General features: G+C 60.3%; 10 protein-coding genes. 9 read left to right on the top strand and 1 reads right to left on the bottom strand.

What is annotated here, in order from left to right; translation table 11 throughout:
* Positions 1-45 precede the first annotated feature (45 nt).
* The 8 genes from arcC to NMB39_RS06000 all read left to right on the top strand — a co-directional run bounded on the left by arcC (position 46) and on the right by NMB39_RS06000 (position 9,132).
* Positions 46-975: a carbamate kinase gene (gene arcC / locus NMB39_RS06035; RefSeq protein WP_057023805.1), complete on the top strand. Its 930-nt coding sequence runs from the start codon at positions 46-48 to the stop codon at positions 973-975.
* 18 nt (positions 976-993) lie between these two features.
* A complete protein-coding gene (locus NMB39_RS06030; protein ID WP_057023804.1) occupies positions 994-1,356 on the top strand; it encodes a DUF5064 family protein in 363 nt (120 codons plus the stop codon).
* Between the two features lie 205 nt (positions 1,357-1,561).
* On the top strand, positions 1,562-3,070 hold the full coding sequence (gene gcsR, locus NMB39_RS06025; RefSeq protein ID WP_057023803.1) for a transcriptional regulator GcsR: 1,509 nt from the start codon (positions 1,562-1,564) through the stop codon (positions 3,068-3,070).
* 350 nt (positions 3,071-3,420) lie between these two features.
* Positions 3,421-3,804, top strand: a complete 384-nt coding sequence (gene gcvH, locus NMB39_RS06020; RefSeq protein WP_057023802.1) for a glycine cleavage system protein GcvH — start codon at positions 3,421-3,423, stop codon at positions 3,802-3,804.
* A 10-nt stretch (positions 3,805-3,814) separates the two neighbouring features.
* Positions 3,815-6,652 (top strand): aminomethyl-transferring glycine dehydrogenase, encoded by a 2,838-nt coding sequence (gene gcvP / locus NMB39_RS06015; RefSeq protein ID WP_198720193.1) that lies wholly within the window; start codon positions 3,815-3,817, stop codon positions 6,650-6,652.
* A gap of 166 nt (positions 6,653-6,818) precedes the next feature.
* Entirely contained in the window at positions 6,819-7,943 is a 1,125-nt protein-coding gene (gcvT, locus tag NMB39_RS06010) for a glycine cleavage system aminomethyltransferase GcvT (protein ID WP_057023800.1), read from the top strand.
* Between the two features lie 393 nt (positions 7,944-8,336).
* Positions 8,337-8,549 carry a cold-shock protein gene (locus tag NMB39_RS06005; protein ID WP_057023799.1) on the top strand — a complete coding sequence of 71 codons (213 nt, stop codon included), beginning with the start codon at positions 8,337-8,339 and terminating at the stop codon, positions 8,547-8,549.
* 94 nt (positions 8,550-8,643) lie between these two features.
* A complete protein-coding gene (locus tag NMB39_RS06000) occupies positions 8,644-9,132 on the top strand; it encodes an RDD family protein (RefSeq protein WP_124356238.1) in 489 nt (162 codons plus the stop codon).
* Between the two features lie 136 nt (positions 9,133-9,268).
* On the opposite strand, the gene nadA is transcribed toward NMB39_RS06000, so the two are convergent.
* Positions 9,269-10,327, bottom strand: coding sequence for a quinolinate synthase NadA (gene nadA / locus NMB39_RS05995; protein ID WP_046069300.1), 1,059 nt, complete (start codon positions 10,325-10,327; stop codon positions 9,269-9,271).
* 492 nt (positions 10,328-10,819) lie between these two features.
* Here nadA and NMB39_RS05990 point away from each other — a divergent pair, with 492 nt between their 5' ends.
* On the top strand, positions 10,820-12,535 hold the full coding sequence (locus NMB39_RS05990; protein WP_198720192.1) for a ShlB/FhaC/HecB family hemolysin secretion/activation protein: 1,716 nt from the start codon (positions 10,820-10,822) through the stop codon (positions 12,533-12,535).
* The last annotated feature ends 19 nt before the right edge of the window (positions 12,536-12,554 follow it).

Here is a 12,554-nt window from a genome sequence, read left to right as displayed (position 1 = left end):
CCTCCCACATTGGGCTCTGTGCTCACACCCTAGAAGGATTGCATTATGCGCATCGTCGTAGCCCTGGGCGGCAACGCCCTCCTGCGCCGTGGTGAACCCATGACCGCGGACAACCAACGCGCCAACATCCGCATCGCCACCGAACAGATCGCCAAGATCCACGCCGGCAACGAGCTGGTGATCGCCCACGGCAATGGTCCGCAAGTGGGCCTGCTGTCGTTGCAGGCGGCGGCCTACACCAGCGTCTCGCCCTACCCGCTGGACGTGCTGGGCGCCGAGACCGAGGGCATGATCGGCTATATCATCGAACAGGAACTGGGCAACCTGCTGGACTTCGAAGTACCGTTTGCCACCCTGCTCACCCAGGTTGAAGTCGATGCCAAGGACCCGGCGTTCCAGAACCCGACCAAACCCATCGGCCCGGTGTATTCCAAGGCCGAAGCAGAAAAACTCGCCGCCGAAAAAGGCTGGGCCATCGCCCCCGACGGCGACAAATACCGCCGTGTGGTTGCCAGCCCGCGGCCCAAACGCATCTTTGAAATCCGCCCGATCAAATGGCTGCTGGAAAAAAACGCCATCGTGATCTGCGCCGGCGGTGGCGGCATCCCGACGATGTATGGCGAAGACGGCAAGCTCAAGGGCATTGAAGCAGTGATCGACAAAGACCTGTGTTCGTCGTTGCTGGCCACCCAACTGGACGCCGATCTGCTGGTGATTGCCACCGACGTCAACGCCGCCTTTATCGACTTCGGCAAGCCAACCCAGAAGGCCATCGGCCAGGCTCACCCGGACGACATGGAAAAACTCGGCTTCGCCGCCGGCTCCATGGGCCCCAAGGTGCAAGCGGCTTGCGAGTTCGCCCGCCAGACTGGCAAAACCGCGGTGATCGGTTCACTCTCGGACATCGAAGCCATCGTCCAGGGCAGCGCCGGCACCCGCATCAGCACGGCGAAACCTGGCATCACCTATCTGTGAAGTAGAGGAGATACGCCTATGGCTACCTTTGAACCCGGTCACTTGCACGTTGAACGCCACGCGCTTAACAAAGACGACTACAGCTACAACCTGTGCATCGACTATGAAGTCAGCCAGGACCCAAAGGAAGGCAAGGGAATGCTCTTCAAGCTGCACGGCTCGGTGCAGGGCAAGGACCTCAAGGAAGAGTTCTTCCTGCCCAAGGACCAGGCCTTCGATTTTGCGCGGCATGCGATGAACATTGCGCAGAAATACGGCATGCCGAAAGCCGCGGTGTTGAATGGGTCGATGCACAAGCAGTACGACCTGATGTTCGAGGATGTAAGGCATCAGTTGGATGTGAAATCAGGTGATCCAGTCAAACCCGAACATCTGGAATAACACGCCTGCACTCACACAATGCAGTTCAAAATGTGGGGGGCTTGCCCCCGATGGCAGTGTGTCAGCAACAGATTTATTAGCTGATCCACCGAATCGGGGGCAAGCTCCCTCCCACATTTTGATCTCCATCATTTGTCAGATTTCACCTGCGCCCCGCGCCAAGGCATACTTGCCGCATCTCGCTCCCCAGAATTGCTAGCACCCCATGCGTATCCACGTCAGCTTCATCGACCGCGTCGGCATCACCCAGGAAGTCCTGGCCTTGCTCGGTGGGCGCAATCTCAACCTGGATGCGGTGGAGATGGTACCGCCCAACGTCTATATCGATGCGCCGACCCTCAGCGCCGAGGTACTCGAGGAGCTGCGTGACGCCTTGTTCAGCGTGCACGGCGTACAAGCGGTAAAGGTGGTCGACATCCTGCCGGGCCAACGCCGCCACCTGCAACTCGACGCCCTGCTGGCGGCCATGACCGACCCGGTACTGGCCCTGGACAGCGCGGGCAAGATCCTGTTGGCCAACCCGGCGTTGATCGCCCTGTACGGGCGCGAGCCTGCCGGGGAAAGCATTGCCGAGCTGTTCAATGACCCAACGCTGCTGGACACCTTGCTGGAACATGGCTTTCGCTTACCGTTGCGCGAGATCAGCGTCAACGGCCAGACCCTGTTGCTGGACGCCACGCCAATCACTGACGCAGGCGCCCTGCTCACCCTCTACCAGCCCAATCGTATCGGCGAGCAACTGTCGGCACTGCACCACGACCATGCCGAAGGTTTTGATGCGCTGCTGGGCGAATCCCCGGCCATCCGCACCCTCAAGGCGCGAGCGCAACGGGTGGCGGCGTTGGATGCACCGCTGCTGATCCAGGGCGAAACCGGCACCGGCAAGGAGCTGGTGGCCCGCGCCTGTCACGCCACCAGCGCACGCTACAGTGCGCCGTTTTTGGCCTTGAACTGCGCGGCACTCCCGGAAAACCTCGCAGAGAGCGAGTTGTTCGGTTACGCCCCGGGCGCCTTTACCGGCGCCCAGCGCGGCGGCAAGCCGGGGCTGATGGAACTGGCCAACCAAGGCACGGTATTTCTGGATGAAATCGGCGAGATGTCACCGTACCTGCAAGCCAAGTTGTTGCGCTTTCTCAATGACGGCAGCTTTCGCCGTGTGGGCGGTGACCGCGAAGTGAAGGTCAATGTGCGCATCCTCAGCGCCACCCACCGCAACCTGGAAAAGATGGTCAGCGAAGGCACTTTTCGCGAAGATCTGTTTTACCGCCTCAACGTGCTCAACGTCGAAGTACCGCCCCTGCGCGAACGCGGCCAGGATATCCTGCTGCTGGCCCGCTACTTCATGCAGCAGGCCTGCGCGCAGATCCAGCGCCCGGTCTGCCGCCTGGCGCCCGGCACTTACCCGGCACTGCTGGACAATCGCTGGCCGGGCAATGTGCGGCAACTGCAAAACGTGATCTTCCGCGCCGCTGCCATCTGTGAAAGCAGCCTGGTGGACATCGGCGACCTGGACATCGCCGGCACCTCCGTAGCACGCCAGAACGATGGCGAAATCGACAGCCTGGAACAGGCCGTGGAGGATTTCGAGCGCGACCTGCTGGAAAAGCTCTACACCAGCTACCCCTCGACCCGCCAACTGGCCAGCCGGTTGCAGACTTCCCACACGGCGATCGCCCATCGCTTGCGCAAGTACGGCATCCCCAACAAGCCCTGATTCAAGTTGGAATACAAACAAATGTGGGAGGGGGCTTGCTCCCTCCCACATTTGCAGAGCATTCCAAATTTTGGTCCAGGAACGACATTGCGTGTACTGAAAGCGCTACAGCGTAACGATATCGCTACAACCCTGTTTTTTGCGCGCCATGCAAGGCTTTGATCCACATAGGCTTTTTTTCAAGCACCCGACTGTAGCGAAATCGCTACAGCAAAATGCACTAACGCCATAACCAATTTTATTAAATTATTGATTTATAAGGATTTAATAACCTTGGCCGCAATATTGCTAAGCAACTCCCTATTATTCAAATCCCGTCCACCAGACGATTCTGGCCCTGAGGAGTTTCCATGAGCGAGTTGCGTTTCACTGAAGATCACGAATGGCTGCGCGCCGAAGCCGATGGCAGCGTCACCGTGGGCATTACCGCTTTTGCGCAGAATGCGCTGGGTGATGTGGTTTTCGTGCAACTGCCGGAGTTGCAGGCTTACGACAAAGGCGCTGAAGCCTCCACCGTGGAATCGGTAAAAGCCGCCAGCGGCGTGTATATGCCGTTGAACGGTGAAGTGTTGGAAGTGAACGAAAAGCTGAGTGACAGCCCGGAACTGGTCAACGAAGACCCAATGGGCGAAGGCTGGTTCTTCCGCTTTAAACCAACCGACGCCGAGGCAGTGGCTAAGCTGTTGGATCAGGATGCGTACGACCGCCTGATCAAAGCCAACGCAGAAGCCTGAGGAGCGCGCCATGACCGTTAATCTGAACACCGCCAACGAATTCATCGCCCGCCACATCGGCCCTCGCCAGGCAGATGAGCAGCAGATGCTCGCCAGCCTGGGCTTTGACTCCCTTGAGGCCCTCAGCGCCAGCGTGATCCCGGAAAGCATCAAGGGTACCAGCGTGCTCGGCCTGGAAGACGGCTTGAGCGAAGCTGAGGCCTTGGCCAAGATCAAGGCCATCGCCGGCCAGAACCAACTGTTCAAGACCTACATCGGCCAGGGCTACTACAACTGCCACACGCCGTCGCCGATCCTGCGCAACTTGCTGGAAAACCCTGCCTGGTACACCGCCTACACGCCGTACCAGCCTGAAATTTCCCAAGGCCGCCTGGAAGCGCTGCTGAATTTCCAGACCCTGATCAGCGACCTCACCGGCCTGCCGATCGCCAACGCGTCCCTGCTCGACGAAGCCACCGCCGCCGCCGAAGCCATGACCTTTTGCAAGCGCCTGAGCAAGAACAAAGGCAGCAATGCCTTCTTCGCCTCAGTCCACAGCCACCCGCAAACCCTCGACGTACTGCGCACCCGTGCCGAACCACTGGGCATCGACGTGGTGGTCGGCGATGAGCGCGAACTGACCGACGTCAGCCCGTTCTTCGGCGCCCTGCTGCAATACCCGGCCAGCAACGGCGATGTATTTGATTACCGCGAGCTGACCGAACGTTTCCACGCCGCCAACGCCCTGGTGGCCGTGGCCGCCGACCTGCTGGCCCTGACCCTGCTGACCCCACCGGGTGAGTTCGGTGCCGACGTCGCCATCGGCAGTGCGCAACGCTTCGGCGTGCCGCTGGGCTTTGGTGGCCCGCACGCGGCGTACTTCTCCACCAAGGATGCGTTCAAGCGCGATATGCCGGGGCGCCTGGTCGGTGTTTCCGTCGACCGCTTCGGCAAGCCGGCCCTGCGCCTGGCCATGCAGACCCGCGAACAACATATCCGTCGCGAGAAAGCCACCAGCAACATCTGCACCGCCCAAGTGCTGCTGGCCAACATCGCCAGCATGTACGCCGTTTACCACGGTCCTAAAGGCCTGACTCAGATCGCCCAGCGCATACACCAGCTGACCGCGATCCTGGCCAAGGGTTTGACCGCCCTGGGCCTTGAGGTCGAGCAGAAAAACTTCTTCGACACGATCACACTCAACACCGGCGCCAACACCAAAGCCCTGCATGACAAGGCTCACGCCCAGCGCATCAACCTGCGCGTAGTGGACGCCGAGCGCGTTGGCCTGTCGGTCGACGAAACCACCACCCAGGCCGATATCCAGGCCTTGTGGGCGATCTTCGCCGACGGCAAGGCCCTGCCCGCCTTCGCCGCCACCGACAGCGCACTGCCTGCCGCCTTGCTGCGCCAGTCACCAATCCTCAGCCACCCGGTATTCAACCGCTATCATTCGGAAACCGAGCTGATGCGCTACCTGCGCAAGCTGGCCGACAAGGACCTGGCCCTGGACCGCACCATGATCCCGCTGGGCTCGTGCACCATGAAGCTCAACGCCGCCAGCGAAATGATCCCGGTGACCTGGGCCGAGTTCGGCGCCCTGCACCCGTTCGCCCCGGCTGAGCAAAGCGCCGGTTACCAACAACTGACCACCGAACTGGAGGCCATGCTCTGCGCGGCCACCGGCTACGATGCGATCTCCCTGCAGCCAAACGCCGGCTCCCAAGGTGAATACGCAGGCCTCTTGGCTATCCGCGCCTATCACCAGAGCCGTGGCGAAGCACGTCGCGACATCTGCCTGATCCCATCGTCGGCCCACGGCACCAACCCGGCCACCGCCAACATGGCCGGCATGCGCGTGGTGGTGACCGCCTGCGATGCGCGTGGCAACGTCGATATCGAAGACCTGCGCGCCAAGGCCATCGAGCACCGCGAGCACCTCGCCGCACTGATGATCACCTACCCGTCCACCCACGGCGTGTTCGAGGAAGGCATCCGCGACATCTGCGCGATCATCCACGACAACGGCGGCCAGGTGTACATCGACGGCGCCAACATGAACGCCATGGTTGGCCTGTGCGCACCGGGCAAGTTCGGCGGCGACGTGTCCCACCTGAACCTGCACAAGACCTTCTGCATCCCCCACGGCGGTGGCGGCCCGGGTGTCGGCCCGATTGGCGTCAAGTCGCACCTCACGCCATTCCTGCCAGGCCACGCGGCCATGGAGCGCAAGGAAGGTGCGGTGTGTGCCGCACCGTTCGGCAGCGCGAGCATTTTGCCGATCACCTGGATGTACATCAGCATGATGGGCGGCGCCGGCCTCAAGCGTGCTTCGCAGCTGGCGATCCTGAATGCCAACTACATTTCCCGTCGCCTGGAAGAGCACTATCCAGTGCTCTACACCGGCAGCAACGGCCTGGTGGCCCATGAATGCATCCTCGACCTGCGCCCCTTGAAAGACAGCAGCGGCATCAGCGTGGATGACGTGGCCAAGCGCCTGATCGATTTTGGTTTCCACGCGCCGACCATGTCGTTCCCGGTGGCTGGCACCTTGATGATCGAGCCGACCGAAAGTGAGTCCAAGGAAGAACTGGACCGCTTCTGCGACGCCATGATCGCCATCCGCGAAGAGATCCGTGCGGTGGAAAACGGCACGTTGGACAAGGACGACAACCCGTTGAAAAACGCGCCACACACCGCCGCTGAATTGGTCGGCGAGTGGTCGCACCCCTACAGCCGTGAACAAGCGGTGTACCCGGTCGCGTCACTGATCGAAGGCAAGTACTGGCCGCCGGTTGGCCGGGTCGACAACGTATTTGGCGATCGCAACCTCGTCTGCGCATGCCCCTCGATCGAGAGCTACGCATAACCTGAAGGATCAAAGGTGGGAGCGGGCTTGCTCGCGAAAGCGGTGTATCAGTTACAGATGCATCAACTGACGGCCCGTTTTCGCGCAAGCCCGCTTCCACATTTTTGACAACATTATCGAGTGCTGACGCCTACCCGCGCGCCAGCACGTTGTTCAGGAGCTGAATATGTCCACCGAAACCCTGTTGAAAACCCCATTGCACGCCCTGCACCTAGAACTGGGCGCGCGCATGGTGCCCTTCGCGGGCTATGACATGCCAGTGCAGTACCCGCTGGGCGTAATGAAGGAACACCTGCACACCCGTGAACAGGCCGGGTTGTTCGACGTGTCCCACATGGGCCAGATCCGCCTGACCGGCGCCAATGCCGCCAAGGCCCTGGAAACCCTGGTGCCGGTCGATATCATCGACCTGCCGGTGGGCATGCAGCGCTACGCGATGTTCACCAACGAGCAAGGTGGCATCCTCGACGACCTGATGGTCGCCAACCTGGGCAACGACGAGCTGTTCCTGGTGGTCAACGCCGCGTGCAAGGACCAGGACCTGGCGCATCTGCGCAAACATATCGGCGACCAATGCACCATCGAGCCGCTGTTCGAAGAGCGCGCCCTGCTGGCCCTGCAAGGCCCATTGGCGGTGAAGGTACTGGCGCGCCTGGCGCCGGAAGTGAATAAGATGACCTTCATGCAATTCACCACCTTGCGTCTGCTGGGCGTCGACTGCTATGTCAGCCGCTCCGGCTACACCGGTGAAGACGGTTTTGAAATCTCGGTACCGGCGGCCAACGCAGAAAGCCTCGCCCGCAGCCTGCTGGCCGAAACCGAAGTACAGGCCATCGGCCTGGGCGCCCGCGACTCCCTGCGCCTTGAAGCTGGCCTGTGCCTCTATGGCCATGACATGAACACCGACACCACGCCAATCGAAGCCAGCCTGTTGTGGGCGATCTCCAAGGCCCGGCGTGCCGATGGCCCACGTGCCGGCGGTTTCCCAGGTGCGGACCGCATCTTCACCCAGCAACAAGCCGGTGTGAGCCGCAAGCGCGTAGGCTTATTGCCCCAGGAACGCACCCCGGTGCGTGAAGGTGCCGAGATCGTCGACGAACAAGGCACCGTGATCGGCAGCGTATGCAGCGGTGGCTTTGGTCCAACCCTTGGCGGTCCGCTGGCCATGGGTTACCTGAACAGCGCCTTCATTGCACTGGACACCGAAGTCTCTGCGCTGGTGCGTGGGAAAAAGGTGCCATTGCGTGTAAGTAAAATGCCATTCGTGCCACAACGTTACTATCGTGGCTGATTATTTGTTTCCATAAGTAACGCGACTGCATCAAGACGCACTAAACTGTAACGCAGCCGCCATAAAACAGTGCATGTACGATAGGCATTTCTGTAGGAATCCTTCTATAACAAGTGAATAACTCTATCGAATAACTCGGCATTACGACATTCAACAAAGTGTCATATGACCGAGTAAAAACAGGCCCTTTCGCGGGGCTTGTTTTTTTCATATTAGTTGGCGTAGAGTTTGCTCACTGTGTTTGCATGGGTCGCTTGGAACCTGGACCTGGGCAGTAGCTGAAGTAGTTTGCTACAACCCGTTCGACGTCTCTTACTTTCCTGCAACCCAGCCCAGTACTCTTTCGTGTGAAAGGGGCTGTCATTAATTTTTAGCGTCAAAGGAAAGAAGAAAATGGCTGAACGTCAGAGCGGTACCGTCAAGTGGTTTAACGACGAAAAAGGGTTTGGTTTTATCACTCCTGAAAGCGGCCCGGATCTGTTCGTGCATTTCCGCGCCATTAAAGGCAGCGGCTTCAAGAGTTTGAAAGAAGGCCAGAAAGTAACTTTCGTTCCGGCACAAGGCCAGAAAGGCATGCAGGCTGATGAAGTAGAAGCAGAAGCCTGATCCTTCCTGCGACAAAAAGCCCCTGATATGACATCAGGGGCTTTTTTATGGGCGAGATTCCGTAAAATGCGTTTTTTCTCCAGAGAGTCCTGCCATGTCCAAGCAACTGCTGAGCCCCCAGGGCCAATTCCCCGCCGTTGGCCTTGGCCGTCGCCTGGCAGCGATGTTCTACGATTTCCTGTTGTGCACGGCGCTGCTGATCGTCACCGCCTTTATCTACAAGCTGGCGTGGATCGCTTTTGTGGGCGAAGCGAAAATGCGCACCCTCACCGAATCCGGCGCCCTGGACGGTGACCCGCTGCTATCGACGATCCTGTTGTTTGTGCTGTTCGGTTTCTTCGCCAAGTTCTGGACCCATTCCGGGCAAACCTTGGGCATGCAGGTGTGGGGCGTGCGTGTACAAAACGCCGACGGTTCGCGCATCAGCTTGTGGCAGGCGTTGTTGCGTTTTGTGGTGTCGATTGCGTCATGGCTGTGCGTGGGGTTGGGGTTTGTCTGGTCATTGTTCGACAAACAGAAACGCAGCTGGCATGACATCTATTCGGATACGCAGTTGGTGCGGATCCCGAAGCAAAAGAAGTAATCGCACAATAGCGTAGATCCAAATGTGGGAGGGGGCTTGCTCCCGATGGCGGTGTGACAGTCACCAGATATATTGACTGATCCACCGCTATCGGGAGCAAGCCCCCTCCCACATTTGGAAAGTGTTCACACCTGGGCTATGCGTTGCCGGCCAGCTTGAGGCGCGCAGCCTGGGTGAAGTCGAGCATGCGCTTGAGCGGCCGCACCGCCTGTGGAATCACCGACGGCTCGACGAAAATCTCATTACTGCCCTCACGCAGACACTGCAACGTACGCTCCAGCGTATTCATCGCCATCCACGGGCAGTGCGCGCAACTGCGGCATGCCGCGCCATTACCTGCAGTCGGCGCCTCGATGAAGACTTTGTCCGGGCACAGCTGCTGCATCTTGTAGAAAATGCCGCGATCAGTTGCCACGATAAAAGTCTTGTTCGGCAGACGCTGCGCCGCAGCAATCAGTTGGCTCGTCGAGCCTACGGCATCCGCCAGCTCGATTACCGAGGTCGGTGACTCCGGATGCACCAGGATGGCCGCGTCCGGGTACAGCGCCTTCATGTCTTCCAACTGCTTGGACTTGAACTCTTCATGGACGATGCAGGCACCGTCCCACAGCAGCATGTCGGCACCGGTCTGGCGCTGGATGTAGGTGCCCAGGTGTTTGTCCGGGCCCCAGATAATGGTCTCGCCGTTGTCCATCAGGCTTTCGACGATTTCCAGCGCGCAGCTGGAGGTCACGACCCAATCGGCACGGGCTTTGACCGCCGCCGAGGTGTTGGCATACACCACCACGGTGCGCTCCGGATGCTGGTCGCAGAACGCTGAAAACTCATCCACCGGGCAACCCAGGTCCAGGGAGCAGGTGGCTTCCAGGGTCGGCATGAGGATGCGTTTTTCAGGGGTGAGGATCTTGGCGGTCTCGCCCATGAACCGCACACCGGCCACCAGCACGGTCTTGGCCGGGTGGGCGGCGCCAAAGCGCGCCATTTCCAGGGAGTCGGAAACACAGCCACCGGTTTCTTCGGCCAGGGCCTGGATCACCGGGTCGCAATAGAAGTGGGCAACCAGCACCGCATCCTGAGCCTTGAGCTCGGCGGCGATGGCGGCGCGCAGGCTCGCCTCTTGCGCGGCGCTAAGCACCTTGGGCTGCTTGGCGTCGAGGTGGGCTTGAACCAGTAGGCGTTCGGAAATGTGCGTCATGTTCGCAAGACCTGCAGGCGCAGTAGCGCGAAAGTCGAGTGTACCACCGGCTCTGGAGCCCTTCGGGCGCCGCCGGACGAAGTGTTTGTGTTCATCAAGCACGGGTAACGATGAAGCCGCGCAAGGCTACAGAATATCGAATGGATTCAAAAGCCTAATCTGGTATGCCGGTACGCGGCTGTTGGGCGCACAGCCGCCTGCTATAAACACAATGATTAAGCGCAATAACTGCAACAATCCAAAAAACCTCCACCCCCTCCTTCGCCCCCAACCCCCTTGAAACACTGACACTTCAGGTTACCACTCGCCAATTACGCACTATTTTTGTGCCTTATTTCCCTAAATAACGTGGTACTCCTCACGTTTTGTGCAATAAATCCCCCACTCATGTAACGAACCGTTTAATGATGACTCCAGTGTGGCAACTCCCCCGAGATCACGGTTTGGCTCGGGAGGCATAGATCGTGTGTATTTCTACGTTAAGGATGTCGAGTGCCAATTCAGCCCACAACCGGACACTGGTGTCGTATTCAAAAATTGGGCGCCACCCTGCTCTGCCTGTGCGCGCTGCCTGCGGCCGCCGCCGATGCGCCGCAGCCAGGCCAGGAAGCCCTTCGCTTGCAGCAGCAACAGCAGCGCGACCTGCAGCAATTACAACTGGAGCAGCGCCAGCGCCAGATGCAGCGCGGCCGTTTCGGTACGCCGCCGATCACACCGACCGCGCCAAAGGACGTCGCCAAGGATGAACGCTGCTGGCCCCTGCGCGGTACACGCCTGGCCGGGGTCACCTTGTTCAGCCGCACCGAGCTGGACAAACACATCGAGCCCTACGTTGCCCCCTGCATGGGCGTCACTCAGATCAACCGACTATTGGCCGAGATCACGCGTCTGTATGTCGAGGCCGGCTATATCGCCAGCCGTCCCTACCTGATCAGTGCGCCGAGCGCCGGGCACCCGCTGGATATTCACGTCGAGGAAGGCTACCTCGAAGCCATCGAACTGGCCGACCAGAGCCTGCCCGTGTCGTTAGGCGCAGCGTTTCCCGGGATGCTCGGCAAGCCGCTGAACCTGCGCGACCTGGAACAGGGCCTGGACCAGCTCAACCGCCTGCGCTCGGTCGACCTCACCGCCGATATCGCCCCTGGCAGCCAAGCGGGCGCCTCGCGCATCATCCTGCGCTCGCGCAGCAGTGCCTCGCGTTGGGCCCTGGGGCTTGGGCTGGATAACCTTGGCAGCGCCGGCACCGGGCGTGATCGCAATGCCCTCAGCCTGAACCTGGACAGCCCGCTGCAATTGGGCGATTCGCTCAACCTGAGTTTCAGCGACACGCTCAACCATGGGCCGCGCTACAGCCGCAGCACCAGCCTGTTCTACTCGATCCCCTATGGCTACTGGACCTACAGCCTGTTCGCCAGCCATGCCGAATACCGCTCGCCGTTCAAGCTCAGCCGCACGACGCTCTACAACAGCGGTCGCACCGATCAGGTCAGCCTGCGCAGCGATCGGGTGCTGTGGCGCGACCAGGGCCATCAACTGAGCGCCAACCTGCAACTGGCCTACAAGGACGTCGACAGCTACCTGCAGAAAGCCCACCTGGACATCCAGAGCCCGACGCTGACGGTGGCCGAGGCCGGCCTGAACCTGTTCTGGCTCAACAGCGCGGTGTGGAACCTGGACGTCAATTACGCCCAGGGCCTGACCTGGTTCGGCGCCGATCGCGATGCCGACCAGGTGCAGAAAAACCGGCCCAAGGCGCAGTTTCACAAGTACCGCGCCAACCTCAGCCAATGGCGCAACGGCCAATGGTCGGCGCAACCGTGGCAGTGGCAGAGCCAGCTGTCGGTGCAATACAGCCCGGACGCGCTGCCTGCCATCGAACAGCTGCTGGTCACCGACGACTCGGCCGTGCGTGGCTACCGCGACAACAGCAGCTCCGGCGCGATTGGCGCGGTGTGGCGCAACACTTTGCGCCTGCCGCTGAACAGCGATTTGCCGGTGAAAATCACCCCGCGCCTGGGCCTCGACAACGGCTGGGTCAAGCGCGAACACGGCGTCCAAAGCCAACGCCTGAGCGGCGCCAGCGCGGGGCTCAACCTGAGCTGGAAGAACGTGCAGCTCGACTTCGATTACCAACGCAACCTCAACACCCCAACAGGTTTTCGCCAGGAGCCGGAGGTCTGGCTGACACGCCTGAGCTTGCAAATATGAGCCTGAAAATATGAGAACA

It is taken from the genome of Pseudomonas sp. FBCC-B545, assembly GCF_059134095.1.
Note: the sequence above shows the minus strand (reverse complement) of the source record. Positions and strands in the feature narration are given on the sequence as shown.

What these genes read in the sequence shown, in the direction of transcription:
- gcvH (WP_057023802.1), top strand. Translation starts at nt 3,421, where the DNA reads ATGAGCGAGTTGCGTTTCACTGAAGATCACGAATGGCTGCGCGCCGAA.
- gcsR (WP_057023803.1), top strand. Translation starts at nt 1,562, where the DNA reads ATGCGTATCCACGTCAGCTTCATCGACCGCGTCGGCATCACCCAGGAA.
- nadA (WP_046069300.1), bottom strand. Translation starts at nt 10,327, where the DNA reads ATGACGCACATTTCCGAACGCCTACTGGTTCAAGCCCACCTCGACGCC.
- gcvP (WP_198720193.1), top strand. Translation starts at nt 3,815, where the DNA reads ATGACCGTTAATCTGAACACCGCCAACGAATTCATCGCCCGCCACATC.
- gcvT (WP_057023800.1), top strand. Translation starts at nt 6,819, where the DNA reads ATGTCCACCGAAACCCTGTTGAAAACCCCATTGCACGCCCTGCACCTA.
- NMB39_RS06000 (WP_124356238.1), top strand. Translation starts at nt 8,644, where the DNA reads ATGTCCAAGCAACTGCTGAGCCCCCAGGGCCAATTCCCCGCCGTTGGC.
- arcC (WP_057023805.1), top strand. Translation starts at nt 46, where the DNA reads ATGCGCATCGTCGTAGCCCTGGGCGGCAACGCCCTCCTGCGCCGTGGT.
- NMB39_RS06030 (WP_057023804.1), top strand. Translation starts at nt 994, where the DNA reads ATGGCTACCTTTGAACCCGGTCACTTGCACGTTGAACGCCACGCGCTT.
- NMB39_RS06005 (WP_057023799.1), top strand. Translation starts at nt 8,337, where the DNA reads ATGGCTGAACGTCAGAGCGGTACCGTCAAGTGGTTTAACGACGAAAAA.